The 26,006-nt window shown below is 71.7% G+C and carries 23 protein-coding genes; 11 read left to right on the top strand and 12 right to left on the bottom strand.

Annotated elements, in window-relative coordinates; all coding sequences use genetic code 11:
* The first annotated feature begins 49 nt into the window (after positions 1–49).
* Positions 50–1,678, top strand: a complete 1,629-nt coding sequence (locus ACWCQ6_RS16330) for a beta-N-acetylhexosaminidase (protein WP_451089656.1) — start codon at positions 50–52, stop codon at positions 1,676–1,678.
* A gap of 87 nt (positions 1,679–1,765) precedes the next feature.
* Here ACWCQ6_RS16330 and ACWCQ6_RS16325 read toward each other — a convergent pair whose 3' ends face one another.
* From ACWCQ6_RS16325 to ACWCQ6_RS16315, 3 genes are all read right to left on the bottom strand, one after another.
* Positions 1,766–2,125 carry a hypothetical protein gene (locus ACWCQ6_RS16325; RefSeq protein ID WP_451089654.1) on the bottom strand — a complete coding sequence of 120 codons (360 nt, stop codon included), beginning with the start codon at positions 2,123–2,125 and terminating at the stop codon, positions 1,766–1,768.
* On the bottom strand, positions 2,122–2,763 hold the full coding sequence (locus ACWCQ6_RS16320) for a GNAT family N-acetyltransferase (RefSeq protein WP_451089652.1): 642 nt from the start codon (positions 2,761–2,763) through the stop codon (positions 2,122–2,124). Before ACWCQ6_RS16320 ends, ACWCQ6_RS16325 begins: the two co-directional genes overlap by 4 nt.
* Before the next feature lie 118 nt (positions 2,764–2,881).
* Complete coding sequence (locus ACWCQ6_RS16315; RefSeq protein WP_451089650.1) at positions 2,882–3,337, bottom strand: MarR family winged helix-turn-helix transcriptional regulator; 456 nt, start codon at positions 3,335–3,337, stop codon at positions 2,882–2,884.
* A gap of 158 nt (positions 3,338–3,495) precedes the next feature.
* Here ACWCQ6_RS16315 and ACWCQ6_RS16310 point away from each other — a divergent pair, with 158 nt between their 5' ends.
* Complete coding sequence (locus tag ACWCQ6_RS16310) at positions 3,496–4,938, top strand: MFS transporter (protein WP_451089648.1); 1,443 nt, start codon at positions 3,496–3,498, stop codon at positions 4,936–4,938.
* 69 nt (positions 4,939–5,007) lie between these two features.
* Here the strand turns inward: ACWCQ6_RS16310 and ACWCQ6_RS16305 are convergent, their stop codons facing one another.
* Complete coding sequence (locus tag ACWCQ6_RS16305) at positions 5,008–5,715, bottom strand: hypothetical protein (protein WP_451089646.1); 708 nt, start codon at positions 5,713–5,715, stop codon at positions 5,008–5,010.
* Between the two features lie 580 nt (positions 5,716–6,295).
* Positions 6,296–7,132 (bottom strand): EamA family transporter, encoded by an 837-nt coding sequence (locus ACWCQ6_RS16300; protein WP_451089644.1) that lies wholly within the window; start codon positions 7,130–7,132, stop codon positions 6,296–6,298.
* A gap of 117 nt (positions 7,133–7,249) precedes the next feature.
* Between ACWCQ6_RS16300 and ACWCQ6_RS16295 the strand changes: the two genes are divergently transcribed.
* The gene (locus tag ACWCQ6_RS16295) at positions 7,250–7,834 is read left to right on the top strand and encodes a helix-turn-helix domain-containing protein (RefSeq protein ID WP_451089642.1); all 585 of its coding nucleotides are present in this window, start codon (positions 7,250–7,252) and stop codon (positions 7,832–7,834) included.
* 84 nt (positions 7,835–7,918) lie between these two features.
* Here the strand turns inward: ACWCQ6_RS16295 and ACWCQ6_RS16290 are convergent, their stop codons facing one another.
* The 4 genes from ACWCQ6_RS16290 to ACWCQ6_RS16275 are packed head-to-tail and all read right to left on the bottom strand — an operon-like array spanning position 7,919 to position 13,776.
* Positions 7,919–9,085 (bottom strand): acyl-CoA dehydrogenase family protein, encoded by a 1,167-nt coding sequence (locus ACWCQ6_RS16290; RefSeq protein WP_451089640.1) that lies wholly within the window; start codon positions 9,083–9,085, stop codon positions 7,919–7,921.
* A 29-nt stretch (positions 9,086–9,114) separates the two neighbouring features.
* The gene (locus ACWCQ6_RS16285) at positions 9,115–10,056 is read right to left on the bottom strand and encodes a hydroxymethylglutaryl-CoA lyase (protein ID WP_451089638.1); all 942 of its coding nucleotides are present in this window, start codon (positions 10,054–10,056) and stop codon (positions 9,115–9,117) included.
* On the bottom strand, positions 10,053–12,140 hold the full coding sequence (locus tag ACWCQ6_RS16280; protein ID WP_451089736.1) for an acetyl-CoA carboxylase biotin carboxylase subunit: 2,088 nt from the start codon (positions 12,138–12,140) through the stop codon (positions 10,053–10,055). The genes ACWCQ6_RS16285 and ACWCQ6_RS16280 overlap by 4 nt, the downstream gene beginning before the upstream one ends.
* A gap of 13 nt (positions 12,141–12,153) precedes the next feature.
* On the bottom strand, positions 12,154–13,776 hold the full coding sequence (locus ACWCQ6_RS16275; protein ID WP_451089636.1) for a carboxyl transferase domain-containing protein: 1,623 nt from the start codon (positions 13,774–13,776) through the stop codon (positions 12,154–12,156).
* Between the two features lie 97 nt (positions 13,777–13,873).
* On the opposite strand from ACWCQ6_RS16275, the gene ACWCQ6_RS16270 reads away from it, so the two are divergent.
* From ACWCQ6_RS16270 to ACWCQ6_RS16255, 4 genes are all read left to right on the top strand, one after another.
* A complete protein-coding gene (locus ACWCQ6_RS16270; protein WP_451089634.1) occupies positions 13,874–14,479 on the top strand; it encodes an SACE_7040 family transcriptional regulator in 606 nt (201 codons plus the stop codon).
* Positions 14,480–14,650: 171 nt separating this feature from the next.
* Positions 14,651–16,120 carry a glycosyltransferase gene (locus ACWCQ6_RS16265; protein WP_451089632.1) on the top strand — a complete coding sequence of 490 codons (1,470 nt, stop codon included), beginning with the start codon at positions 14,651–14,653 and terminating at the stop codon, positions 16,118–16,120.
* Positions 16,121–16,184: 64 nt separating this feature from the next.
* On the top strand, positions 16,185–17,699 hold the full coding sequence (locus tag ACWCQ6_RS16260) for a DUF6056 family protein (RefSeq protein WP_451089630.1): 1,515 nt from the start codon (positions 16,185–16,187) through the stop codon (positions 17,697–17,699).
* 76 nt (positions 17,700–17,775) lie between these two features.
* Positions 17,776–18,561: a phosphatase gene (locus ACWCQ6_RS16255; protein ID WP_451089628.1), complete on the top strand. Its 786-nt coding sequence runs from the start codon at positions 17,776–17,778 to the stop codon at positions 18,559–18,561.
* 184 nt (positions 18,562–18,745) lie between these two features.
* Here the strand turns inward: ACWCQ6_RS16255 and tesB are convergent, their stop codons facing one another.
* The 3 genes from tesB to ACWCQ6_RS16240 form a co-directional block, all read right to left on the bottom strand.
* Positions 18,746–19,621 carry an acyl-CoA thioesterase II gene (gene tesB, locus ACWCQ6_RS16250; protein WP_451089626.1) on the bottom strand — a complete coding sequence of 292 codons (876 nt, stop codon included), beginning with the start codon at positions 19,619–19,621 and terminating at the stop codon, positions 18,746–18,748.
* 19 nt (positions 19,622–19,640) lie between these two features.
* The gene (locus tag ACWCQ6_RS16245) at positions 19,641–20,798 is read right to left on the bottom strand and encodes an acyl-CoA dehydrogenase family protein (protein WP_451089624.1); all 1,158 of its coding nucleotides are present in this window, start codon (positions 20,796–20,798) and stop codon (positions 19,641–19,643) included.
* 190 nt (positions 20,799–20,988) lie between these two features.
* Entirely contained in the window at positions 20,989–21,378 is a 390-nt protein-coding gene (locus ACWCQ6_RS16240; protein WP_451089622.1) for a peptidase inhibitor family I36 protein, read from the bottom strand.
* Positions 21,379–21,571: 193 nt separating this feature from the next.
* Here ACWCQ6_RS16240 and ACWCQ6_RS16235 point away from each other — a divergent pair, with 193 nt between their 5' ends.
* The 4 genes from ACWCQ6_RS16235 to ACWCQ6_RS16220 all read left to right on the top strand — a co-directional run bounded on the left by ACWCQ6_RS16235 (position 21,572) and on the right by ACWCQ6_RS16220 (position 25,936).
* Positions 21,572–21,733 (top strand): hypothetical protein, encoded by a 162-nt coding sequence (locus tag ACWCQ6_RS16235; protein WP_451089620.1) that lies wholly within the window; start codon positions 21,572–21,574, stop codon positions 21,731–21,733.
* 445 nt (positions 21,734–22,178) lie between these two features.
* The gene (locus ACWCQ6_RS16230; RefSeq protein ID WP_451089618.1) at positions 22,179–23,018 is read left to right on the top strand and encodes a thiopeptide-type bacteriocin biosynthesis protein; all 840 of its coding nucleotides are present in this window, start codon (positions 22,179–22,181) and stop codon (positions 23,016–23,018) included.
* Positions 23,015–25,762, top strand: coding sequence for a lantibiotic dehydratase (locus tag ACWCQ6_RS16225; protein WP_451089616.1), 2,748 nt, complete (start codon positions 23,015–23,017; stop codon positions 25,760–25,762). Before ACWCQ6_RS16230 ends, ACWCQ6_RS16225 begins: the two co-directional genes overlap by 4 nt.
* A 9-nt stretch (positions 25,763–25,771) precedes the next feature.
* Positions 25,772–25,936 (top strand): hypothetical protein, encoded by a 165-nt coding sequence (locus ACWCQ6_RS16220; RefSeq protein ID WP_451089614.1) that lies wholly within the window; start codon positions 25,772–25,774, stop codon positions 25,934–25,936.
* The last annotated feature ends 70 nt before the right edge of the window (positions 25,937–26,006 follow it).

The following is a 26,006-nucleotide window of genomic DNA, read 5'->3' as shown; positions in this document are numbered from 1 at the left end:
GTTGCTCAGGAGACCCACAGGTGTGAACCCGTCGAAAGGGATCCGGCTCGTGAGACTGCACAGGACACAGCGCACCGCCCTGCCCCGCCTTCTCGGCTCGCTGCTGCTCGTCACGGCGGCCGGGATCTCCGGTGTCGGCGCGGCGCCGGGGGGAGCGGCGGCGAACAGCGGCCCGGCCGCCGCCTCGCCCCGTCCGCTCGGCCAGATCGTGCCCGCCCCCGCCGAGGCGAGGCCCGGCGGCTCCCCGTACACCATCACCGCGGACACCAGGATCCGCGTCGACGGCTCCGGCGAGGCCCGGAGGGTCGGCGACTACCTGGCGGGCGTGCTGCGCCCGTCCACCGGATATCCGCTGCCGGTCACCGGCGACGCGGGCAACGGCATCCGGCTGCGTCTCGATCCCCGCAACGGCGAACTGGGCGCCGAGGGCTACAGCCTGAAGTCGAGCCGGGGCTCCGTCACCATCACCGCACGCGGCCCCGCAGGGCTCTTCCACGGCGTCCAGACGCTCCGTCAACTGCTCCCGGCCGACGTGGAGAAGAAGAGCCCCCAGAAGGGTCCGTGGACGGTCGCGGGAGGCACGGTCAAGGACGCGCCGCGCTATGCGTACCGCAGCGCGATGCTCGACGTCTCCCGGCACTTCTTCTCCGTCGCCGAGGTCAAGCGCTACATCGACCAGCTCGCCCTCTACAAGATGAACAAGCTCCATCTGCATCTCTCCGACGACCAGGGCTGGCGGATCGCCATCGACTCCTGGCCGCGGCTCGCCACGTACGGCGGGCAGACGGAGGTCGGCGGCGGCCCCGGCGGCTACTACACGAAGAGCGACTACAAGGAGATCGTCCGGTACGCGGCCTCCCGCTATCTGGAGGTCGTGCCGGAGATCGACCTGCCCGGCCACACCAACGCGGCACTCGCCTCGTACGCGGAGCTGAACTGCAACGGGGTCGCGCCGCCGCTGTACACCGGCACCAATGTCGGCTTCAGCTCGCTCTGCGTCCCGAAGGCCGTCACGTACGAATTCGTGGACGACGTGGTCCGTGAGCTCGCCGCGCTCACCCCCGGCAAGTACCTCCACATCGGGGGTGACGAGGCGCACTCCACCAGCCACGAGGACTACGTGGCCTTCATGGACAAGGCGCAGGCCGTCGTCGGCAAGTACGGCAAGACCGTGGTGGGCTGGCACCAGCTGACCGGGGGCACGCCGGTGAAGGGGGCGGTCGCCCAGTACTGGGGTTACGACCGGACGGGTGCCGCCGAGCGCAAGCAGGTCGCGGACGCCGCCGTGAACGGCACGAAGCTGGTGCTGTCCCCGGCCGACCGCAGCTACCTCGACATGAAGTACGACAAGGACACCGAGCTGGGCCTGGCCTGGGCCGGCTACGTCCCGGTCCAGCGCTCCTACGACTGGGACCCGGCGACGTACCTGGCCGGTGTCCCGGAGGACTCGGTCCTCGGTGTCGAGGCGCCGCTCTGGTCGGAGACCCTGACCAACAGCGACGAGATCGAGCAGATGGCGTTCCCCCGGCTCCCCGGGGTCGCGGAGCTCGGCTGGTCGCCCGCGGCCACGCACGACTGGGAGGCGTACAAGGTGCGGCTGGGCGCGCAGGGGCCGAGGCTCTCGGCGCTCGGCGTCAACTACTACCGGGCGCCACAGGTTCCCTGGGCCGCCGAGTGAGCCGACCGGGCCCGTCCGGCGACCGCCCGCCTCCGGTCGCCGGACGGCCCCGGTGCCCGCGCTCCACGCGCCCTCGGCCGTCGCCGCTCACCAGACCAGGACCCCGCCGCCCACCGACCGGGCCCGCAGCGCGGCCCGGGTGATGTTGGCGAGCCGCGCCGCCACGTAGTCCTCCCGGTAGCCGCCGACCGCACCGAGCCTTGCGGTGTGCCCGCGCAGCAGCTCGCACTCGGCGAGGAACTCCTCGATGTCCTCGGGCTGTACGCAGAGGTCGTCGGCGGCCAGCCCGGGAAGGCACCGGGCCCCGAGCGTACGGGCGAGCTCCGAACCCCAGAGCTTGGTCCGGCAGCTCTCGAAGCCGGCCATGTCGCTTCCGTCGTCGGGGTCGTCGAGCAGCCTGCACTCCCCCCGCTCGTCGTACACAAAGGTGTGCACCAGCAGCGTCATGCCCCGAACCCGGCCCGGCAGCCGTCGAGTCCCTCGACCGTGACCTCGACGCTCCGGCACTCCTCCCAGCGCGCCCGGTCCATCTGCAGTTGTTGCAGGGTGACCGGCGCTCCCCGTACGGCGGCGACCGTGAGGCCGTTCGGCAGATAGCCGAGCCGGCGCGAGACGCCCAGCGAGCGCAGGTTGTCGGTCATCGCGGACGACACCGCGGTCCGGGCCCCGAGGCCGGCGAAGGCGAGATGCAGGACGGCGGCCCGCATCTCGGTGCCGATGCCCCGGCCCTGGTGGGCCAGGCCCAGCCACGACCCGGTGGCGACCTGGCCGGTCACGGCGAAGTCCGTGGCCGTCAGGTCCTGCCGCCCGACCACCCTGCCCTCGTGCAGCACGGCGAGGCTCAACGCCCAGTCCTGTGGCGACCAGTCGGCGACGGTGGACAGCACATGCTGGAACACCGCCCTGCCGCGCTCCGCGGGCGGTACGGCGGTCCAGGGGGCTGTGAACGGCATCTCGCCCGGCGCGTGCACCCCGTCTGCGGCGACCGATGCGAGCTCGTCCAGCAACTCCAGGCCGGGGAGGCGCAGTTCCAGGCGGGGCGTGCGGAGGCGGAGCCCGTACAGGGGCCAGTGCTGCGGCTTCATGGGCAGACTCTGCCGCGCGGTGCGGCGCGCTGTCGACCGGATTCCGCGGTCGGCCGCACCGCGTACCCCGATGCGCCGCGGTCGTGCGAGTCGGGCACGGACCGTGTGCCGTGAACGGTCAGGGGCGCGGCCAGGGGCGGCCGGCCAGGCGCTCGATGTCGGTGTTGAAGCGCCTCAGGTAGGCGGCGAAGCCGGAGATGTCCTCGTCCGACCAGTTGGTCATGACCCGCTCCAGGGAGCGGACGAGGCCCTCGCGTTCCGCGTCGAGCATGCGGGCGCCCTCGTCGGTGATCCGGAACTTGCGGGCCATGCCGCCTTCGGGGTCCGGGATGCGTTCCACGAGTCCGGCGCGCATGGCTGCCGCGGTCTGCCGGTTGAGGGTGGAGACGTCGAGCCCGAAGGCGTCGCTGAGCTCGCCGATCGACATCGGCCCCTGGATGCGGACACGGCTGAGCAGGATGTAGGCGCTGTGGTCCATCAGGCCGTCCTTGCGGCGGCCGCCCTTGTTCTGCAGGAGGCCGTGGCGGCTGAGGAGCATCTGCTCGTACTCGACCTCGTGGGTGGGCCTGGTCATGCGCCTGCCGCCTCCTGCTGTCGTCCGGGCGTCCCGGCGTGCTTCCGCGTGTCGGCGTCCATTCTCCCATGGCCCATGCAAGGCACATATGGTGTGTCCGATACATGGCGTGTGTACGATGCATGACCTTCTTCCGATACACACCCGAGGAGTCCCGGATGGGCGCACCCCAGCCATCAACTCGCACCGGCGGCGTCGTCGCCACGCTGGCCATTGCCGGTGTCACGGCGGCGATCATGCAGACCCTGGTCACCCCGCTCATCGCGGAGCTGCCGCAGATCCTGAGCACCACCCCCTCGAACGCGGCATGGGTGATCACTGTCACCCTGTTGGTGTCCGCTGTCTGCGTGCCCGTCTCCGGACGGCTGGGCGACATGGCCGGCAAGCGCCGGATGCTCCTTGTGTGCTCCGTGCCGCTGATAGTCGGCTCGGTGGTGTGCGCGCTCTCCTCGTCCGTCGTCCCCATGATCGTCGGCCGCGGTCTGCAGGGCATGGGCATGGGCGTGCTGCCGCTCGGCATCGCCCTGCTGCGTGATGTGGTCCCGGCGGAGAAGCTCAGCTCGTCCATCGCGCTGGTCAGCGCCTCCATGGGCATCGGCGGCGCGCTCGGCCTGCCGATCGCCGCGGCGGTCGCCCAGTACACGGACTGGCGGGTGCTGTTCTGGGGCTCGGCCGGTCTCGCCACCGTGGTCGCGGTGCTGATCTGGTTCCTGATCCCCGACGTGCCGGTCGGAGCCAAGGGGCAGCGGTTCGACGTGCTCGGTGCGCTCGGTCTCGGGGCGGGGCTGGTCTGCCTGCTGCTCGCGGTCTCCAAGGGGGCCGACTGGGGCTGGGGCTCGGCCACCACGCTCGGCCTGTTCGCCGCCGCCGTCGTGGTCCTGATCGCCTGGGGCCTGTGGGAGCTGCGTACTCAGGACCCGCTGGTCGACCTGCGCACCACCGCGCGCCCCCGGGTGCTGATGACCAACCTCGCCTCCGTCTTCGTCGGCTTCGGCATGTACGCCAGCATGCTGATCGCGCCGCAGCTTCTTCAGCTGCCCTCCGCCACCGGCTACGGCCTGGGCCAGTCGATGCTCGCGGCGGGCCTGTGGCTGGCGCCCGGCGGGATCATGATGATGATCGTCTCCCCGCTCGGCGGAAAGCTCATCGACGCCCGGGGCCCGAAGTTCACCCTGGTGTGCGGCATCCTGGTCATCGCGGGAGGCTACGGCCTGGCGCTGGTGCTCATGGGCTCCGCGTGGGGCCTGATGGTGGTCGGCATGGTGACCAGCAGCGGTGTCGGTCTGGCCTACGGTGCGATGCCCGCACTGATCATGGGCTCGGTCCCGCTGTCCGAGACCGCCGCCGCCAACGGCTTCAACACGCTCATGCGCTCCCTCGGCACATCGATCGGCGCCGCGGTGATCGGCGTGGTCCTCTCGCAGATGACCGTCACCATGGGCGGCTACACCCTCACCTCCGAGAACGGCTTCCGTACCGGACTCCTGGTCGGTTGCGGTGTCGCCCTGGTCGCGGCGGTGATCGCCGCCGCCATCCCGGCCGTGCGCCGCGTCGAGGCCGGTGCCGAGGCCATGCCCGAACAGGTCGCGGTCAAGGCCTGACCTGCGACCCGACCCGGTCCGGAATGAACCGGACCGGGTCGGGGCGAGGCGGGGCGAGTGAAGGAGTGGTCAGGGCAGGAGGTAGCCGAGGGTCCCGCCCATGATCTGCCCCTCGCAGTCGGGCTGGTGGGACTCGAAGATCTGCCGGTTCTCCTTGCGCAGGCAGCGCAGCAGCGGCAGGCTCGACGTTCCGGCGGGCGGTGCGGCGTACAGCCAGCCGAGGCGCGTCACGTACGTCTGGCCCTCGCAGCCGACGTCGGTGGTGGCGAAGTGGTCGCCGCGCACCTGGCAGAGGTAGAGGGGCTGGGTGCCCGGATTGGGCGCGGTGAACAGGGTGCCCAGCGGGCCCTGGAGGTCATAGCCGACGGGGGCGTCCCACGGGGTGCTCCGGGTGTCGGAGCTCTTGTGGTAGCGGTAGAGCACGAAGGTCGGGGCGCCCACGTCGGGCTCGCCGGTGCACAGGTACTCGATGTGCACCTGCACCCATCCGTTCGGAAGCGAGTTGACGACGGTGGGGCCGGCGCTCACCTGGCAGTCGGAGCGCGCGAAGCCGCGAGCGACCGCGGCGTCGAGCCCGGTCTCGCGGGCTGACTGCACGGCCACGTTCAGCGGGCCGCTGCCGAAGCCCTTGACGTAGAGCTTGACGGGCCCGACGGACGCGGTGGCGGCCGGGGCCGCGACGGCGGTGCCGCCGAATGCGGTCAGGGAGAGCGCGGCGGCGAGCGCTGTGGCGAGAGCGGCGGCGGACCGGCCGATGGCGCGGCGGAACAACCTCACGGGCATACCTCGTTCCGGCAGGCCGGTGCGCGCCCTTCCTGTGAGGCCGTGCGCACCGGCGGGGTCAGTACGGCAGGCCATGGATATCAGGCTGAATCACCTCTGTTGACGCACCTCGCGCGGTATGTCCGGTTCCGTGGTGATGCTGGCCGAATAGATGCTCTTGACCGGGCGGGCCGCGGGGCGCCCCGCCGGGGGCGCGTCGCGTGTGCGGCAGTTGGCCACGGCAGCGCGCAGGAGCGGAGCGGCATGCGCCCTCTTCGGTCACCGGGACGTCCGCGATTCTGTCGACGAGAACCCCGGCTCGGGCGGGAGCGCGGGGTGATGCGGAGGTCGCGCGCATGGATGGGGCGGCGTCGCGTGCCGATGGGCGGTGCCTGGCGGCGTTGTCGCCGGTCGACGACGCCACGGACCCTGCCGCGCGGCCCGCGCGGCGGCCGGCGGGGGACTCGGACGTCGAACCGGTCCGGATCGAAGGCCCCGGCGGGCAGGCCGTGCTGGGCGGAGACGATGTCGCAGGAGTCGACGGCCGGGTCGATGCGTGGCGGGGCGCCCTGCTCGGCGAGGCGACGGACCGGGATCAGGTCAGGGCGAGGAGGCCGACGGCGACGGCGGCGGTGCCCAGGCCGACGAGCTGGCCGCGGTGGATGCGTTCGGCGAGCACGCTCCGGGCGAGCAGGACCGTGCCCGCGGGGTAGAGGGCGGTGATCACGGCGACGACGGTGAGGTCCCCGCTGCGGGCGGCGAGCAGGAACATCAGGTTCGCCAGGGAGTCCAGCACACCCGCGGTCGCCGACAGCGCGTACGCGGGCCGCTCGGGGCCCAGCCTGCGGTGCAGCAGCCCCGCCGCGGCCAGAGTGATGGCCGAGGAGACCGCCCGGCCCACGATCAGCGGGGCCACCCCGCTGTCGGACGGTGCCTGGTGCAGGAAGACCAGCTGGAGCGCGATGGCGGCGCCCGCGCCGAAGGCCAGCAGCAGTGCGGTACGGGAGGGGCGCGTCACCCCGGCGCCGTGTCCGGCGCTGACCAGCACCACCGCCGCCAGCGCGAGCGGCAGGCCCACCAGTCCGGCGGCGCCCAGGTGTTCGCCCTGCATCAGTCCCACCCCGACCGGCAAGGCGGCGGAGACCAGCGCGGTGACGGGCGAGAGCACGTTCATCGGGCCGATCGCCAGGGTCCGGTAGAGCATGGCGAACGCGGCGGCCGAGGCGACCCCCGACGCGGCGCCCCAGCCGAGGGCACCGGCGCTGAACGAGGCACCGAGGAGCGGCCACAGCAGCAGCTCGACCGCGAGGCTGGCCGGCGCCGCGATCATCACGGTGCGCAGCACGTGTGCCTTGCGGGCGCCGAGGCCGCCGAGGAAGTCGGCGCACCCGTAGGCGAGTGAGCTGCCCAGGGCGAGCAGCAGAGCAAGCACAGCACATCCCTTACCATTCAATGGAACGACCGCACCGTACAGCAGAACGACCGGGTTGTGTCAACCAACCGACCGTGCGGTGCATTGAAGTGTTCCACTTGCAAGGATGGTGATCAGGTGGCCGAGACGGCCGCAGCCCTGCGGACGGTTGCGCACAACGTCCGGGCGGCCCGCACCCGCGCCGGCCTGTCGCTGGAGGAGCTCAGCCGACGCGCCCAGGTCAGCAAGGGCGCCCTGGTGGGACTGGAGAAGGCCCAGGGCAATCCCAACCTGGCCACCCTGGTCCGGCTGGCCGACACCCTCGGCATCTCGGTCTCCGCCCTGATGCAGGGACCGCCCGAGGGCCGGGTCCGTGTCGTGACCTCCGACGACGTGGCACCGCTGTGGACCGGCGCGAAGGGCGGTGAGGCCCGGCTCGTACTGACGACCTCCGGCCCGGCCCCCGTCGAGTTCTGGCGCTGGCGGCTGCAACCGGGCGAGGAATACCCCAGCCACCCCCACCAGCCCGGGGTCGTGGAAACCGTCAGCATCACCTCCGGCCGGATGACCCTGGTTGTCGACGGCACCGAGTACCCCCTCGAAGCCGGCCAGACCGCCACGTTCGACGGCGACACCCCGCACGCCTACCGCGGCGCGGGCACCGAAGCCTGCACCCTGATCATGACCGTCCACCTGCCGGCCGGTCCCGCTGCCACGGGCTGACCGGCAGGACGGGTCGCCGGGCGGTCCAGGGCCGACCGGCTGTCCGCCTGCCCGCCCGTCCGCCCGGCCCGTGCCGTCGTCCGGTCAGGCCGGGAGGCCCAACTCGCGGGCGATCAGCATCCGCTGGACCTCGCTCGTGCCCTCGCCGATTTCCAGGATCTTGGAGTCGCGCCACATCCTGGCGACCGGGTACTCGTTCATGAAGCCGTAGCCGCCGTGGATCTGGGTCGCCTCGCGGGCGTTGTCCACCGCCACCGTCGACGAGTACAGCTTCGCGATCGCCGCCTCCTTCTTGAACGGCTCGCCCGCCACCATGCGCGAGGCCGCGTCGCGCCAGCCGATGCGGGCCATGTGGGCGCGCATCTCCATGTCCGCGATCTTGAACTGGATGGCCTGGTTGGCGCCGATCGGCTTGCCGAACGCGTGGCGCTCGGCGGCGTACTTCACCGACTCGTCGACGCAGCCCTGTGCCAGACCCGTGGACAGGGCGGAGATGGCGATCCGGCCCTCGTCCAGGATGCGCAGGAACTGGGCGTAGCCGCGGCCCTCCTCGCCCAGCAGGTTCTCCAGCGGGACGCGGACGTCGGTGAAGGACAGCTCGCGGGTGTCCGAGGCGTTCCAGCCGACCTTGGAGTACGGGGCGGCGACCGTGAAACCGGGGGTGCCGGACGGCACGATGATCGAGGAGATGCGCGGGGCGCCGTTCTCCTTGCGGCCGGTCACCGCCGTCACCGTGACCAACTCCGTGATGTCCGTCCCGGAGTTGGTGATGAAGCACTTGGAGCCGTTGATCACCCACTCGCCGGTGGCCTCGTCGCGCACCGCCGTCGTCCGGGTGCCGCCCGCGTCCGAGCCGCCGTCCGGCTCGGTCAGGCCGAACGCGCCGAGCGCCTCGCCCGAGCAGAGCTTCGGCAGCCACCGCCGCTTCTGCTCCTCGGTGCCGAAGCGGTAGACCGGCATCGCGCCGAGCGAGACCCCGGCCTCCAGCGTGATCGCCACGGAGGAGTCGACCCGGGCCAGCTCCTCCAGGGCGATCCCGAGGGCGAGATAGTCGCCGCCCATGCCGCCGTACTCCTCCGGGAACGGCAGCCCGAACAGGCCCATCCGCCCCATCTCCCGCACGATCTCGTACGGGAACTCGTGCCTTTCGTAGAAGTCGCCGATCTTCGGCGCGACGACGTCGTGCGCGAACTCCTCGACGGTGCGCCGCAGTTCCTCGTGTTCGGCGGTCAGCCGGTGGTCCAGGGACATGGCAGGGGTCACTCCTTGTGGGACGGTGTCTATCGCACCGAGAGCGCGCGGACGGTACGGGAAGGGCTGGGGCGGCCCAGTTGATCGGCGAGCCACACGCTGGTGGCGGTGAGCGCGTCGAGATCGACCCCGGTTTCGACGCCGAGGCCGTCGAGCATCCACACGAGGTCCTCGGTGGCGAGATTCCCGGTCGCGCTCCTGGCGTACGGGCAGCCGCCGAGGCCGCCCGCGGAGGCGTCCACCGTGGTCACCCCGTGCTGGAGCGCGGCGAGGGTGTTGGAGAGGGCCTGCCCGTAGGTGTCGTGGAAGTGCACGCCGATGGTGTCGGTGGGCACGCCCTCCTCGTTCAGCTCGGCGAGCAGGGTCAGCACATGGCCGGGCGTGGCCACGCCGATGGTGTCGCCGAGGGAGAGCTCGTCGCAGCCGAGGTCCATCAGCGCCTTGGCGACGCGCACGACCCGGTGAACGGGGACGGGCCCCTCCCACGGGTCGCCGAAGCACATCGACAGATAGCCGCGGACATGCACCTTGTCGGCCTTGGCGCGGGCCACGACCGGCTCGAACATGGCGAGCGACTCGTCGACGGTGCGGTTGAGATTGCGGGCGGCGAACGTCTCGGTCGCGGAACCGAACACGGCTATCCGGCGGGCACCGAGCGCCAGCGCCCGGTCCAGGCCGCGTTCGTTCGGAACGAGGACCGGCAGGGCGACGCCGTCGATGTCGGCGAGGCGGGGGAACAGGTCCTCGGCGTCGGCCAGTTGGGGCACCCACTTGGGGTGCACGAAGCTGGTCGCCTCGACGGTGGTCAGGCCCGAGGCGGCCAGCCGGTGGATGAACTCCGCCTTCACCTCGGTCGGTACGACGGTCTTCTCGTTCTGCAGCCCGTCGCGGGCGCCGACCTCGTGGATGCGCACCCGGGCGGGCAGATCCTGGGCCGGTACGGTCATGGGCAGGGTGCGGGACGTCGTCATGCTTCCTCCCCGGGAGCCTCGACGGGGGCGACCACGGCCAGGATCTGGTCCATGGCGACCGTGGCACCGGCGCTCACGTCCAGCTCGGTCACGGTCCCGGCGTGCGGGGCGGAGATGACGTGCTCCATCTTCATCGCCTCCACCACCAGCAGGCTCTGCCCGGCCACGACCTCGTCCCCGACCGCCACCTTCACCACGGTGACCGTCCCGGGCATGGGTGCGGCGAGCGTGTCCGCCCCACAACGGCCCGCGCCGGCCAGCGACGCCGCCACCGGGTCGTGATCCTGTACGTGCCAGCTGTCGCCGTCCCGGCCCAGCCACACGCCGTCCGGGGACACGGCATGGGTGAACGCATGGGTGACACCGGCGAGTTCGAGGGAGAGGCGGGGTCCGGAGACCTCGACCAGCCTGGCCGTCTCCCTGCCGCCCGGCAGCGGGGCCAGCGGACCGCACGCCCCGGTCACGGGCTCCGGCGGCTGCGCGCCCTCCCCGACATGGCCGAACGTCAGCTCCGTACCGGTCGGGCAGGAGCGCAGCGAGACCTGCACCGGGTCGTGTCCCGGCAGCCGGAAGTCGAGCACCGTGCGGGCCGGGGTGCCGCCGAGCCGCCAGCCGCTCGCCACCGAGAACGGGTCGACCCAGCCGGAGGCGCCGGCGGGGGAGACGACAGGGGCCGTGGACCGGCGCAGCAGTGCCGCCGCCGCGTACACCTCCTCGGGCACGCCCTGAGGCACCAGGCCGTCCACCTCGCGCTCCACCAGGCCGGTGTCCAGATCGCCCGCCACCACCGCCGGGTGGGCGAGCAGCCGGCGCAGGAAGCCCGCGTTGGTCGGGACGCCGAGGATCACCGTGTCCGCGAGCGCCGCCCGCAGCCGGCGCAGGGCGGTGGCACGGTCGGGGCCGTACGCGATGACCTTCGACAGCATCGGGTCGTACAGGCTGCCGACCTCGCCGCCCTCGCCGAGCCCGGAGTCCGTCCGCACCCCGTTGCCCTGGGGCTCGTGCAGTGCGAGGACCGTGCCTCCCGAGGGCAGGAAGCCGCGCGCCGGGTCCTCCGCGCAGATCCGGGCCTCGATCGCATGGCCGGTGAGCGCGATGTCCCGCTGCTCGTAGGGGAGTTGCTCGCCCGCCGCGACCCTGAGCTGCCACTCCACCAGGTCCAGGCCGGCGATCAGCTCGGTGACCGGGTGCTCGACCTGGAGGCGGGTGTTCATCTCCATGAAGAAGTACGAGGCTGGGTCGTTGCCCGGGACGATGAACTCCACCGTGCCCGCGCCCACATAGCCGCAGGAGCGCGCCGCCTGGACGGCCGCCTCGCCCATCGCCGCCCGGGTCTCCTCGTCGAGCAGGACCGAGGGCGCCTCCTCGATGATCTTCTGGTGGCGGCGCTGGAGCGAGCACTCGCGCTCGCCGAGGTGGACCACGTTGCCGTGGGCGTCCGCCAGTACCTGGATCTCGATGTGCCGGGGGCGGTCGATCCACCGCTCCACCAGCAGGGTGTCGTCGCCGAACGAGGCCCGCGCCTCGCGCCGGGCAGCCGCGATCTCGTCCCCGAGCAGGGTCTCGTCGCGCACCAGCCGCATGCCCTTGCCGCCGCCGCCCGCCGAGGGCTTCAGCAGCACCGGCATCCCGATCTCGCGGGCCGCGTCGACCAGCCGGTCGTCGGTGAGCCCGCTCCCCGAGGAGCCGGGCACCACCGGAACCCCGGCCGCCGCGACCGTCTCCTTGGCCCGGATCTTGTCGCCCATCAGCGTGATGGCGGAGGCGGGCGGGCCGATGAAGGTCAGCCCCGCCTCGGCGCACGCCCGCGCGAAGCTCGCGTTCTCGGCGAGGAAGCCGTATCCCGGGTGGACGGCCTGCGCGCCGGCGCGGCGGGCCGCGTCCAGCAGCGCGGGCACGCTCAGATAGCTCATGGCAGCCGGGGCGGGCCCGATCCGTACTGCCGTGTCGGCCTCCCGGACGTGCCGGGCGTCCGCGTCCGCGTCGCTGAAGACGGCGACCGAGCGGATGCCCAGCTCCCGCAGCGTGCGGATGACACGTACCGCGATCTCGCCGCGGTTGGCGACCAGAACCGTGTCGAACATCGTCATCTGTTCCTCACATCCGGAAGACGCCGAAGCCGGGCGCTGTGTAGTCCCTTTGGGGAAGTGGGGCATTGGCACACGCGGTCAGGGCGAGTCCCAGCACCTGCCGGGTCTCCATCGGGTCGATCACCCCGTCGTCCCAGAGCCGGGCCGTGGCGTAGTACGCGTTGCCCTGCGTCTCGTACTGCTCGCGGATCGGGGCCTTGAAGGCCTCCTCGTCCGCCGCGCTCCAGTCGTCACCCAGCTGGTCGCGCTTGACCGTCGCGAGGACGGACGCGGCCTGCTCGCCGCCCATGACGGAGATCTTCGCGTTGGGCCACATCCACAGGAAGCGGGGGGAGTAGGCCCGGCCGCACATGGAGTAGTTGCCCGCGCCGTACGAACCGCCGACCACCACGGTCAGCTTGGGGACGCGGGTGCAGGCGACCGCCGTCACCATCTTGGCGCCGTGCTTGGCGATGCCGCCGGCCTCGTAGTCCCGGCCCACCATGAAGCCGGAGATGTTCTGCAGGAAGACCAGCGGGATGCCGCGCTGGTCGCACAGCTCGATGAAGTGGGCGCCCTTCTGGGCCGACTCGGAGAACAGGATGCCGTTGTTGGCGACGATGCCGACGGGGTGGCCGTGGATGTGAGCGAAGCCGGTGATCAGCGTCGTCCCGTACTCGGCCTTGAACTCGGCGAACCGCGAGCCGTCGACGACCCGGGCGATCACCTCCCGTACGTCGTACGGAGTGCGGGAGTCGACCGGGACGGCGCCGTACAGACCCGCGGGATCGACCTTGGGCTCGTCGACCGGACGCACGGACCACGGCAGCGCGCCCCGGTCCGGCAGGGTGGCCACGATGTTCCGCACGATCCGCAGCGCGTGCGCGTCGTCCTCGGCGAGATGGTCGGTGACCCCCGACGTACGGGAGTGCACCTCGCCGCCGCCCAGCTCCTCGGCCGTCACGACCTCGCCGGTCGCGGCCTTCACCAGCGGGGGGCCGCCCAGGAAGATCGTGCCCTGGTTGCGGACGATCACGGCCTCGTCGCTCATCGCGGGGACGTACGCCCCGCCCGCCGTGCACGAGCCCAGCACTGCCGCGATCTGCGGAATGCCGGCCCCCGACATCCGGGCCTGGTTGTAGAAGATCCGCCCGAAGTGCTCCCGGTCGGGGAAGACCTCGTCCTGCATCGGCAGGAACGCACCGCCCGAGTCGACGAGGTAGAGGCAGGGGAGACGATTCTCCAGCGCCACTTCCTGGGCCCGGAGGTGCTTCTTCACCGTCATCGGGTAGTACGTGCCGCCCTTGACGGTCGCGTCATTGGCGACGACCACGCACTCCCGGCCGCTGACCCGGCCGATCCCGGCGATCACCCCGGCCGCCGGGGCGGCGCCGCCGTACAGACCCTCGGCCGCCAGCGGGGCCAGCTCCAGGAACGGGGAACCCGGATCGAGGAGGGTGTCCACCCGGTCCCTGGGCAGCAGCTTGCCGCGCGCCACATGCCGGGCGCGGGCCCTCTCACCCCCGCCGAGCCTGGCCGTGGCGAGCCGCTCACGCAGCTCGTCGGCGAGCGCGTGATGCGCCGCCTCGTTGGCCTTCCAGGCCTCGGAGGCGGGATCGGCCGCGCTCGCCAGCACCGGTGCCTGCTGCATCGTGTCGAGCCCCCTTGCCCGTACCGCAGTAGTTAGTGACCGTTAACGTCCGACTTCAGGTTAACGTTCGCTAACCCGACTGTCTAGAATCGAATCCATGGCCACCAGGACGGACGCCCCCACCCGCCGCGAGCAGATCCTCAAGGAGGCCGCCCGCCTCTTTGCCGAGCGCGGCTTCCACGGCGTCGGTGTCGACGAGATAGGCGCTGCCGTCGGCATCAGTGGCCCCGGGCTCTATCGCCACTTCCCCGGCAAGGACGCGATGCTCGCCGAGCTGCTGGTCGGGATCAGTGAGCGGCTGCTGGCGGGCGGCCGGCTGCGCGTCTCGGAGGACGCCGCCTGCGCGGACGGCTGCCCGCAGGCCCTGCTCGACGCGCTCATCGTGGGGCACATCGACTTCGCCCTCGACGACCGTCCCCTGATCACCCTCCACGATCGCGAGCTGGACCGGCTCCGGGACGCCGACCGCAAGCGGGTCCGTCAGCTCCAGCGGCAGTACGTCGAGGTGTGGGTGCAGGTGGTCCGCGAGATGTACCCGGACCTGCCCGAGCACGAGGCCCGCGCCGCCGTTCACGCCGTCTTCGGCCTGCTGAACTCGACCCCGCACCTGGGCCGGCCCGGTGCGCAGCCGGACCGCGCGGGCACGGCTGCGCTGCTGCACCGGCTGGCGCGGGGGGCCTTCGAGGCGGCGGCCCGCGCCTGAGGCATGTGAATTCCACCCGCGCTTCGAATATATGAATTGATGTGCAAGAGGAGAAGGGCTGCCCGCGTTCTCCTCACTAATTCCCCGGTGTGGCTCCGTGAATCGGAGTGTCGTGGTGATCCGCAGGCATATGGTTTGAGTCGTCTCGCCCACGCCTGATGGGGAATTTAAATGAAAACATGTCAGGTTTCGGTCGTCGTCCCCTGTTTCAATGAGGACGAGGTGATCGAGGCATTTCACCGTGCGCTGATCTCCGCCCTCGAAGCGACGCGGCAGGCGTTCGAGATCTGTTATGTCGACGACGGCAGCAGCGATCGGACCCGAGCCCGGATCGGCTCACTCGCCACCGCGGACCGGCGGGTGCGCTACACCTCCTTCAGCCGCAATTTCGGCAAGGAGGCCGCCATGCTCGCCGGACTGCGCATGTCCCGGGGCGAGGCCGTCGTCCTCATGGACGCCGACCTCCAGCATCCGCCGGAACTGCTGCCCCGCATGCTGGAGCTGCGGCAGTGCGGCTACGACCAGGTCGTCGCGCGGCGCGACCGCGTGGGAGAAGGCGCCCTGCGCACCTTTCTCAGCGCCCTCTACTACCGGGCCATGGGCCGGTGCATGGACATCGAGGTCGTCGACGGCGAGGGTGACTTCAGGCTGCTGTCGCGCACCGCCGTGGACGCCGTGCTCGCGCTGCCCGAGACCAACCGGTTCTCCAAGGGGATCTTCTCCTGGATCGGCTTCGACACCGTCGGTTTCACCTACCAGGGCGTCCAGCGCGCGGCGGGACGTTCGAAGTGGGGCGGCAGGCGCCTGCTCAACTACGGGATCGACGGGCTGGTCTCCTTCAACAGCCATCCGCTGCGCCTGGCCATCCACACGGGTCTCGTGCTCGCGCTGGCGGCACTGGGGTACGCCCTGTGGACCATCGTCGGCGTCGTGCTCCATGGTGTCGTCGTACCCGGCTACACCACCCTGCTCACCGCCATCGTGGCGCTCGGCGGAATCCAGCTGGCCACGCTCGGCGTCATCGGCGAGTACGTGGGACGGATCTACTCCGAGTCGAAACGCCGCCCGCACTACGTGGTGCGGGAAACAAGCGAATCTCCGTATGTCCTCCCGGTCGATGCTCCGGCAGAGGTGCGTTCGGGCCCATCCGTGTCCGGGGGTGCGAGACCGTCGGCGCGACGCACCGGGGCGACCGCGCTCGGGGCATCGAGCAGGCGCACCGTGCGCCAGTTCATCGAATTCGGGTTGATCGGAATCATCAATACGGCGGTATATCTTGCGGTATACGCCTCGTTGAATGCATGGATTCCCTATATGGCCGCGCACGTCATCGGATACGCGGTCAGCGTCGTGGGATCATTTCTGCTCAACTCCTGCATCACCTGCCGCACAAAGCCGACCTGGCAAGCCTTCGTCCGGTACCCCCTGTCGAGCGTCGTCAATCTCGTACTCACCGGAATTCTGCTCTACCTCGGCGTGAGCAGGCTGGGCATGGACAAGAACATCGCCGCCGTGGCCGCGGGGATTCTCGCCACCCCCTTCTCGTTCCTGCTCGCCCGCTGGGCCATCGACTCCGGTGCCGCCTGGTCCCGGCGGGGCAGCGGCCCGGCCGGGAGCAGCACCGGACACACCGCACCGTGAACCCACGCCGTCCGTACTTCCCGGCGCGCAAGACGTGAGCTACGTACAAAGGACACCAGTGCACATGACCACGGACACGTCGAAATCCGTCGGCACACAGGCGGAGGGCGAGGAATCCTCCCGGCCAAAAGCCCGTCCGGGCCCCGCGCGCCGGTGGGCGGCGATCGGGACGTCGGGCCTGGCCCTGCTGCCGCTCGCCCTGCTCGGCGCGGCCTTCTGGATCGGCCGACTGGTCCGCCCGGGAGCGGACGACTGGTGCTTCCTCCCGGTCGTGCGGGACGAGGGTGCCTCCGGGCTGATCGGCAAGTTCTTCTTCCACGACAACGGACGTATCGCCAACGCGCTGCTCGTCATCGCGTACGGATCCTTCGGTGTCCCGGGCCACCAGTGGTTCGCCCTGGTCAGCGGGGTGCTCATGCTGGGCGTCCTCTGGGCGCTGATCGCCTCCGCGCTCAAGAGGGCCGGGTTGACCGCGCCGCACGGGCCGGTGCTGCTGGCGGGCGCGACGGCGGCGGCGCTCTTCTTCCTCGCGACGCCCAACCCGTACAAGGCGTTCTACTGGCCCGCCAGCTCCGTCTCGCACACCGTCGCACCGGTACTGGCCTGCGCCGCCGTGATCCCGTTGCTGCGCGCACGGACACGGCGGGGACACGGCTTCGCCCTGGGCGTCGCGTACCTGGCGGGGATCTTCATCGGCACCCTGTCGGAGGAGACGTCGGTCGTCGCGTTCGTCGTCCTCGCCACCGTGCTGCTGATGAGCCGGTGGGCCCTCCCCGGGGCCGGCCGGACCCGTACGCGCGTCTGGTGCGTGGTCGCCTTCGCCGGGGTCGCCGTCGGGACGGCCGTCCTGTACATGTCGCCCGGCGGACGTACCCGGCGTGAACGGTTCGGCGCCGACAGCACCTCCGTGTTCGGCCCCGAGGCGCTGACCGCGGCGCTGCGGTCGTTCGGTCACGTCCTGGGGACGGTCTTCACGACCTGGCAATACCTGGGAGCGGTCGCCGTCGGCGTGCTGCTGGGCCTGCTGGTGCGCGGAGGCGAGCGAGGAACGGACGGGCCGGACGGCCCCCTGTGCCGCAGGCCCCTCCTCCTGGTTCTCGCCGGATTCCTCGCCTTCCTGGTCTCCGGCTTTCTCTGCGTCGTCGTCACCCGTCCCGCCTTCGGGGCGGGCGTGGCCACCGCGTCGCGCATCTGGGGCGACTTCCTCCTGGTGTACGTGCTGCTTCTGGTCGGCGCCGGTGTCCTGCTGGGGCGGTGGCTGCGCGCCCGCCGGTGGGGGATCCGTACGGCCACGGCGGCCGTCGCCGCAGCCCTGTGCGCCGCGACCTGCGTCGGCCTTGCCGTCCCGCTGCTCCGGCTGGAACGGCAGATGGAGGTGCGTGCCCAGCGGTGGGACCGGCAGGACCGTTCGCTGAGGGAGGGGGCGGCGCGCGGCGCCCGGGTGCTCCCGTACACGCCGGTGTCGGTCAGCGGGATGCTGGAGCCGTTCGGCGACCACGGCCGGCGGGCGTGGCCGGCGCAGTGCGTCGCCCAGTACTACCGGCTGGAGAAGGTCACGTACGCGACCCGGCTGCCCTGACCGGCGGGCCGGGCCCGGTCCGTCCGTCGTGCCGGACACCCGGCACACTGCGCACACCTGACGGCACAATGGGTTCATGCCGATACCCAGCCGTGCCGCCCTCGTCGAACACCTCGTCCGCACGCGTATAGCCGGAGACGTCGCCACACCGCGCGACAACAACCTCTCCCACTACCGCAAGCTCGCCAACGGCGACCGCCACTACTGGCTGGGGCTGGAGCTCGGGGACCGGTGGCGCGATGAGCAGGACGTGCTGGCGGTGATGGCCGAGCGCTGCGGGGTCAGCGACGATCCGGAGCACCGGTTCGGGCAGGACACCATCGATCCGGAGCTGACGGTCGACGCGCTGGAGCGGATGGCGGCGCGGCTGCGGAAGGCCGTGGCGGGGTCTCAGCGGGTGCTGTTCGCAACCGGGCACCCGGGCGGGCTCCTCGATGTGCACCGGCAGACCGCACAGGCGCTGCGGGCCGCCGGATGCGAGATCGTGAGGATCCCCTCGGGGCTGGTCGCCGACGAGGGCATGGTGTTCCAGTTCGCGGACGTCGCGGTGCAGGAGCGCGGTGCGACCCTCTGGCACACGCACTCGCCCGCCCCGATGGCGGCGATCCTGGACGGCCTGGAGCGCGAGGGCCGCCCGCTGCCGGACCTGGTGGTCGCCGACCACGGCTGGGCGGGGTGCGCGGCGCAGCGCGGGCTGGACGCGGTGGGGTACGCGGACTGCAACGACCCGGCGCTCTTCCTCGGGGAGGCGGAGGGGACGCTCCAGGTAGCCGTCCCGCTGGACGACCATGTGCTGGACCCGCGGTTCTACGACCCGATGACGGAGTACCTGCTGGACGCGGCGGGGCTGACGCAGAGCTGACCCGGGACGATACGGCGCTGCTCCTGGCCGTGCGGCCCGGTCGGCCCGGAGCGGTACCGCCGCCGGTCCGGGCCCGCTCTTCCCGCGCTGCCGCTGCCTCAGGCCCGGGGCGGGGTCCGGACAGCCCCCCGGCAGATCGACGGAGTCGGTCTTCGGGGCGATCAGGATCTCGGCGCGGGGCGCGTCAGTCCCGGGGGACGCGGACCACGCCCTCCTGGATGACGGTGATCGCCAGTCGGCCGTCCTGGGTGTAGATCCTGGCCTGGCCGAGCCCGCGCCCGCCGGAGGCGGACGGCGACTCCTGGTCGTACAGCAGCCATTCGTCGGCCCGGAACGGCCGGTGGAACCACATCGCGTGGTCCAGGCTCGCACCGACCACGTCGCCGACCGCCCAGCCGCCTCGCCCGTGGGCCAGGAGCACCGAGTCGAGCAGCGTCATGTCGGAGACGTACGTCGCCATGCAGACATGGAGCAGCGGATCGTCCGCGAGCTTGCCGTTGGTGCGGAACCACACCTGGGAGCGGGGCTCGCGCGGTTCGCCGACGCTGCCGAAGGGCGGGGCGTCCGCATACCGCAGGTCGACCGCGGCCCGCGCCTCGATCAGCCGGTCCACGACCCCCGGATCGCTGAAGCGGTCCGCGTACCGGGGCAGCATCTGTGCTGCCGTGGGCAGCTTCTCCGGGTCCGGGGCGGGCGGCATGGCCGCCTGGTGCTCCAGGCCCTCCTCGTGCGTCTGGAACGAGGCCGAGAGATGGAAGATCGGCTGGCCGTGCTGGACGGCGACGACCCGGCGGGTGGTGAAGGAGCGGCCGTCGCGGATGCGGTCGACGCTGTAGACGATCGGCGCGCCCGGGTCGCCCGTCCGCAGGAAGTAGGAGTGCAGGGAGTGGGCGGTCCGGTCGGCGGGGACGGTGCGGCCCGCGGCGACCAGGGCCTGGGCCGCGACCTGGCCGCCGAAGACGCGGGGCACGAGGACCGAACGGCTCGTACCCCGGAAGATGTCCCGCTCGATCTGCTCCAGGTCGAGCAGATCGAGCAGGGAGTCGAGTGCTGCGCTCATGGAACGAACGTAGCCGCTCTCACAGGCCCATGGACTTGGCGATGATCGACTTCATGACCTCGCTGGTGCCGCCGTAGATGCGGTTGACCCGGTTGTCCGCGTACAGGCGAGCGATCGGGTACTCGTTCATGTAGCCGTAGCCGCCGTGCAGCTGGAGGCAGCGGTCGATCACGCGGTGCGCGACCTCGGTGCAGAACAGCTTCGCGGAGGCGGCCTCGGCGGCGGTCAGCTCACCGGCGTCGTGGGCCTCGATGGCGCGGTCGCAGACGGCCTCGGCGGCGTCCACCTCGGCCTGGCAGGCCGCCAGCTCGAACTTGGTGTTCTGGAAGGACGCGACGGTCTTGCCGAAGACGGTGCGCTCGCTCACGTACTGCTGGGCGAACCGGACGGCGGCCTTGGCCTGGGCGTACGCGCCGACGGCGATGCCGAGGCGCTCCTGCGGCAGGTTCTGGCCGAGGTAGGAGAAGCCCTTGTTCTCCTCGCCGAGGAGGTCCTCGACCGGCACCTTGACGTCGACGAAGGCCAGCTCGGCGGTGTCGGAGGTGCGCAGGCCCAGCTTGTCGAGCTTGCGGCCGACCGAGTAGCCCTCGGCCTTGGTGTCGACGACGAGCAGCGAGATGCCGTGCCGGCGGTCGTCGGCCTTGGGTGCGTCGGTGCGGGCGCAGACGATGACCCGGTCGGCGTGGACGCCACCGGTGATGAATGTCTTGGCTCCGTTGAGGATGTAGTGGGTGCCGTCCTCGGAGAGCTTGGCGGTGGTCTTCATGCCGGCCAGGTCGGAACCGGTGCCCGGCTCGGTCATGGCGATGGCGTACATCGTCTTGCCGGTGACGAAGTCCGGCAGCCAGCGCTTCTTCTGCTCCTCGGTGGCGTAGGCCTTGATGTACGGCAGGCAGAGCAGCACATGCACGCCGGAGCCGCCGAAGTTGACGGCCGCGCGGGCGCACTCCTCGGAGATGATCGCCTCGAACTTGAAGGACTCGATCCCGGCGCCGCCGAACTCCTCCGGCACCTCGATGCCGAATATGCCCAGCTCGGCGAGCTTGTAGTAGAAGTCGCGAGGCACTTGGCCGGCCGCGAACCACTCGTCGTAGACGGGGACGACCTCGGCCTCGATGAAGGCGCGGATGGTCTCCCGGAACGCCTCGTGGTCCTCGTTGAATACCGTACGGCGCACGGGGTGCCTCCTTGGTCGGCTTCGGGCGGGCTTCGGCCAGCCTGGCTAAGCGCTTGCTCAGATATGCCTAGAAGTTACCCGGGAGTCACCGAGGCTGTCCAGGGTGATGCGCAGCACGCCCGTGCAGACACCAAGGAGTCCTCCCCGGCCCGCCGACCGGGGAGGAACTCCTTGATGTGGCCCTTGCCGCCTACTGGGGCTTGAAGGAGCGGATCTGGTAGTTCCCCTGGAGGTTGCCGCCGTTTCCGGCGGGGGTGGAGCCGACCCGGGAGTTGTAGTTGGTCTGGGTGTAGTACTGGATGCGGTGCCCGGTCGCGTTCCATACGGAGCGGACGTTCTGACCGCGCTGGATGAAGGAGCAGTCGTCGGCGGTATTCGCCCGCTGCTTGTCCGACCACTGGCAGCGGGTGCCACCTCCGTTCCAGTCGCTGTAGATACAGAAATATCCGGGGCTGCAGCTGTAGGAAGCCCTGGCGCTCTCGACGGCGGCGTGCTCCGCCGCCGCGACCGTGACGGGTCCGGCGCCGAGTCCCAGGGCCAAGGCGATCGAGGTGACGGTGAGCGCGCTGATGCGATGCATGAGGAAAACCCCTTCTCCTGACGGTGATCAGGGCTCCGCGCCCCGGTCGGCAGCAGCGTGGCACGGCTGCGACCTGTGCAGACAGGCGGAAACGGGGGCGCTCGAAGCCCGCTTCGAAGATCGCGGCACTTCTGTGCGCACCGGCGCGAACCCGAGGGGCGGCAGCCCGGTCGTGTACTGGAGCGTGGCCGGCTTGGCCGAGGTCCGGGAGCGACTGCCGGCGGCCGGATGCGAGCGCCGCCGCAGCCCCCTGGACACCGAGCCGGGCCGCTGCATCGCGCAGCTCCGCGACCCGTTCGGCACGATCACCGGCATCACCGGCATCACTGGCATCCACGGTGTCGACGGCCCGTAGGGCCGTTCGTTCCGGGCGCCCTCGGCGGGCTGATCGCGCTGGTCGCGCGGCGGTCGCACGGGGGAGCGGTGGTGATCGGCGAGCCGTGCGACGGCGTGGCCGACTGCGCTTGTGCCAGAGGGATCACGCCAAGCGCACACCCATTCATCATATGACTAATGGTCATTTTCCTTTCGGCTGGTGTTGATGCGGGAAATGAGCTGGATGAAGGGCCTGAGCAGGCCGACACAGGCGAGAAGGACGGTTCCGCACCCGTCCGGCGCATCCGGTCCGACCGCGATCTTTGCGGGGCGCCGCGCGCCACAGCACATCAACTCGCGGATCGCACAGAACGCGACGAGGGCTTCCCCGGCACCCGGGCCGGTCCGCGGTACCCGCTCCGCGGGCTCCTCGGGCGATCCGTGAGCAGCCCCGCCGTGCCCGGAACACAACACATGGAGGTCCCATGCCGGTGGTGAAGCACCCCGAGGCGAGCTGGGTCCAGGTGAACCTGGCCCCGCAGCCGCCGTCATGGCCGCGCCTGTACGAATGGCTCGCCCGCACCGCACGCGACCTCCTCGGTGCACGGACCGCGCGTGCCTTCTTCTTCATGCACAAGCCGCCCGGCCTGCGGGTGCGCTTCCAGGCGTACGGCGCCGGCGGAACCGTGCCGCTGCGGGCCGAACTCATGGACCGGGCGGAGGAGTTCGGCGAGCTGGCCGGGCCGCCGGTGTGCGCGGTGTACGAACCGGAGTCCTACCTCTTCGGCGGCCCCGGCTCCATGCCAGGGGTGCACGAGGTGTTCACCGCGGACTCCCTGGCCTGGCTCGACCACCACGCCCGGCGGCCCGGGGACGGCGGAGGGCAGGCCCCGGCCGACTGGCGGCTCTCCCTCTTCCTGCTCCGCGAGATGTTCGACGGCCTGCACATCGCCGGCTGGGAACACCGGGGTGTCTGGGACGCGGTGCGCACAGACACCGGACGCGCCCTGCCCGAGGGCCTGCAGGACGCCGGGCTCCGCCGGGCGGCCCAGGGCATCCGCGCCCAATGGGAAAGGCCCCGCGCACAACTGCTCGCCGCCCTGCCCGAGCCGTGGCGCGCGGACCAGGAGCGCCACGGCGAGGCGGTGCGCCGGGCCGCGGACCACTGGCGCACCTGCTACTTCGAGTCCGGGGACGCGGTGCGCGGCCCGCGCCGCGCCGCCGCCTACGCCGTGATCTTCCACTGGAACCGGGGACGGTTCTCGCACGCACGGCAGAGCCTGATCACCGAGGCCCTGCTCGACGACGGGGCGGAGGAATCATGACCGACGCCCGGATCCACGCCCGTCACGTCGCGGCCGAGGGCCGACTCCTCGGCGGTACCGCCCTGGTGCGCGCCTCCGGGGTCCCTCTTTCGGTGTGGACGGCCGCAGGCGGATCGGGGTTGTTCGGCCGGATCGTGGCGCATTCCGACGCCCTCGAACGGCAGTGTGCGCAGGCCCGGCGCCTGGCCCAGACGCTGGGGCGCGTCGTGCCCGACCAGCGGCTGACGGACGCCGAGCGCCGTGCCGTGCTGGCGCTGCGGCGGCGGTTGCACTCCGGCTCGGCCCCCGGTCCGGCGGACTGCGCGTTCCTGGAGAAGCTGTCCGCCGTGCCCGGGGGGCTCGCGCGGGAGGCCGGGGCGCTGTGCCGGGCGGACCGGTCGGCCCGTGCGACCCGTGCGGAGCTGGAGCGGGCGCTCGCGGACGAGCGGGAGCGGTTGGGGGCGCTGGCCTGGTCACTGGTGTCGTCCGGCCCGGTCCTGCGGGCGTTCCTGGACAGCGCCGCACCCGGACTGGCGGAGGAGGTGACCACGCGTCTGGCGGGCGGCGAGTCGTGGAGCGGGAAGCGGCTGCGCAAGCGTTCCGCCTACCTGTGGCGGGCCGTGGGCAGGACGGCCGCGAAGACCACGCCACGAGGCTGGGTGGGGCAGGTGGCGCCGGTCCCGGTCGGAAGTCCGCAACCGTGGCCCGGTCTCACGGAATCAGCCGTCGGCGACGACAACGAAGGCGTGCGGGGCGGAGCCGGCGACCGGCTCCTGTCTCCCGGCGCCGAGCTGGACGCACTGGCCGCCACCGTCGTGGAGAACGTTCACGCGGTGCGTACCGGGGCCGGTACGCCGGACCTGCGCATCGCTGCCCCGGCAACCCTGCTCGCGCCCGCTCCGCTCCACCTCACCCGCGACGACGCCGCCGGCACAGGGGGAACGGGCGCAACGCTGTGCTGCTACACGATCGATCCGGACGATCCGGCACGGCTGCGGCAGGTCGCGGTACGGCGTACGGCGTTGCTGCGCGTGCTGCTCACGCTGTTCGACGAAGGGCCGCGCACGCTCGCGGAGTTGGAGGGTGCGCTGCCCGCTGCGGACCCGGCTGTGCTGCGGGGATTCCTCACCCACCTGGTGGGCCTGGGCGTGCTCCAGCCCTGCGTCGCCCCGCGCAGCTTGCGCAGCGTCTGGACCCCGGCCGACCGGGCGGCCGGAACCGCCGGCCTGCCCCGACCGTGGGCCGATGCCGATGCCGATGCCGATGCCGATGCCGATGCCGGTGTCGGTGTCGGCGACCGTGAGCCGACCGGCTGGTTCCTCGACTCCTACCGCCGCCTCGACGCCCACGTACCCGACCGGACCGCCGCCCGCGTCCAGCGCGCGTTGCGGACCGCTCACCGACTGGCCGGGCTGTGCCGGGCCGATTGCGACGGGGTCCTTGGGGCGACACCGGCAGATTTCGGCATCGAGCAGTTGGACGAGCGTCCCCGTCCGGTCAGCGAGATCCTGACCCTCCTGCCGGCGCCGGACGAACCGCCGCCCCGTGCGGCGGAAGTGCGCCGCTACTCGGGATGGCACGCCGCCAACCGCCCGGACTCCGGGTACGCCCGGCTGCTGGCCCATCTCGCCGCGCGCCGCGACCGGACGCAGATCGACATCGACGACGACCTCCTGGACGCCCTCGGCGCCCCACCGGCCGAGGACGTGGTGCCGCCCTGGCCGATGGACTGCCTGCTGCGCCCGCTGCCCGGACCGGGACCGGTCGCGGTGCTGGAGACGGCCTCGCCCGCCGGAATCATCGACGCACGGTTCACCGAGGCACTCCAGAGTCTGTACGGCGGCTACGACACCGTCGACGCCTATCGCGACTTCCTGGCCGCCGTCGAGCGGCGAGCCGGTGTGCGGTTCGTGGAACTGCTGGTACCACCGGTCACCGAGCGCGCGGCCAACGCCGTCCGACGCCCCGCCACCACCCGTTGGTGGACGGGAGATCCCAACGCGTGCGCGTACTTCGCGCCCGGCGGACCGGAACAGCGCTACCTGCCACTGGACCGCATCACCCTGCGACGGTCGGGCCGCCGGATCATCGCCGAGGCGGACGGCGAGCGGGTGGTGCCCGTCCATCACGCCACCCGGCTCCCGATGCCGCCCTACGACCGGCTGGTGCGGCTGCTGTTGTCCGCCGGGCACCCCTGGGCGGGGACCGCCCTCCGTCTGGACGGTCTCGCCGCGGTCTTCCCCACGTGCGGCGACGTCATCCGTCTGCCGCGGCTGACGGTGGGCACGGACCTGGTCGTCTCCCCGGCCACCTGGCGGGTACCGCGAGCCGGTCTGTGGCGGCCCGGTGACGGGGACCTCGACCGGGTACGGGTGCTCGCTTCGCTCAGGCGCGCCACCATGCCGCGATTCGCCTTCGTGCGGCCCGGGTTCGAGGCCAAGCCGGTGCCGGTCGACCTCGAAGCCCTGACGGCGCTCAACGTCATCGACCGGACGTGCGCCGCGCTGCCCGGTGACGAGCTGGTCTTCGAGGAGATGCTGCCCGGTCCGGTGGCCGGACCACAGCGGCCGATGCTGGGCGACGCGCTTCACGGGGGCGCGCCGGTGGCCGCCGAGCTGATGCTCAGGACTCCTTTCGACCTGACAGCCGAGGAGCTGGCGGTGTCCGCGGCCGCCGCACTCACCCATGACGTCCCCGGCCCGCCGGCACCTGGTGCAGGGGGCTCCGGGGCGGCCAACACCCAAGAAGGAACAACCAGGAAATAGGAGGACATCATGCCCACCATGGAACTCACCGACCTCGACGACCTCATCGCCGAGCTGGACGAGAGGATCACCGGCGCCGAGCTGCCCGCGGTGACGGACGACCTCGGCGACACCCACGTGTGCTCCGGCATCTGCAACACGGCCGTCATCTGCTCGGTCGTCGGCGTCTGCTGACAGCGCCTCATCCGGACGTCATGACCTCATGCGTCCACCGTTGAGCTGAACGGAGCCACCCGGACCGCTC

The organism is Streptomyces sp. NPDC001880, assembly GCF_053594575.1.
Note: the sequence above shows the minus strand (reverse complement) of the source record. Positions and strands in the feature narration are given on the sequence as shown.

Coding starts and splice junctions, on each gene's coding strand:
- ACWCQ6_RS16240 (WP_451089622.1), bottom strand. CDS start 21,378: ATGCATCGCATCAGCGCGCTCACCGTCACCTCGATCGCCTTGGCCCTG.
- ACWCQ6_RS16270 (WP_451089634.1), top strand. CDS start 13,874: ATGGCCACCAGGACGGACGCCCCCACCCGCCGCGAGCAGATCCTCAAG.
- ACWCQ6_RS16230 (WP_451089618.1), top strand. CDS start 22,179: ATGCCGGTGGTGAAGCACCCCGAGGCGAGCTGGGTCCAGGTGAACCTG.
- tesB (WP_451089626.1), bottom strand. CDS start 19,621: ATGAGCGCAGCACTCGACTCCCTGCTCGATCTGCTCGACCTGGAGCAG.
- ACWCQ6_RS16325 (WP_451089654.1), bottom strand. CDS start 2,125: ATGACGCTGCTGGTGCACACCTTTGTGTACGACGAGCGGGGGGAGTGC.
- ACWCQ6_RS16220 (WP_451089614.1), top strand. CDS start 25,772: ATGCCCACCATGGAACTCACCGACCTCGACGACCTCATCGCCGAGCTG.
- ACWCQ6_RS16280 (WP_451089736.1), bottom strand. CDS start 12,140: ATGTTCGACACGGTTCTGGTCGCCAACCGCGGCGAGATCGCGGTACGT.
- ACWCQ6_RS16315 (WP_451089650.1), bottom strand. CDS start 3,337: ATGACCAGGCCCACCCACGAGGTCGAGTACGAGCAGATGCTCCTCAGC.
- ACWCQ6_RS16285 (WP_451089638.1), bottom strand. CDS start 10,056: ATGACGACGTCCCGCACCCTGCCCATGACCGTACCGGCCCAGGATCTG.
- ACWCQ6_RS16275 (WP_451089636.1), bottom strand. CDS start 13,776: ATGCAGCAGGCACCGGTGCTGGCGAGCGCGGCCGATCCCGCCTCCGAG.
- ACWCQ6_RS16290 (WP_451089640.1), bottom strand. CDS start 9,085: ATGTCCCTGGACCACCGGCTGACCGCCGAACACGAGGAACTGCGGCGC.
- ACWCQ6_RS16260 (WP_451089630.1), top strand. CDS start 16,185: ATGACCACGGACACGTCGAAATCCGTCGGCACACAGGCGGAGGGCGAG.
- ACWCQ6_RS16265 (WP_451089632.1), top strand. CDS start 14,651: ATGAAAACATGTCAGGTTTCGGTCGTCGTCCCCTGTTTCAATGAGGAC.
- ACWCQ6_RS16225 (WP_451089616.1), top strand. CDS start 23,015: ATGACCGACGCCCGGATCCACGCCCGTCACGTCGCGGCCGAGGGCCGA.
- ACWCQ6_RS16310 (WP_451089648.1), top strand. CDS start 3,496: ATGGGCGCACCCCAGCCATCAACTCGCACCGGCGGCGTCGTCGCCACG.
- ACWCQ6_RS16320 (WP_451089652.1), bottom strand. CDS start 2,763: ATGAAGCCGCAGCACTGGCCCCTGTACGGGCTCCGCCTCCGCACGCCC.
- ACWCQ6_RS16255 (WP_451089628.1), top strand. CDS start 17,776: ATGCCGATACCCAGCCGTGCCGCCCTCGTCGAACACCTCGTCCGCACG.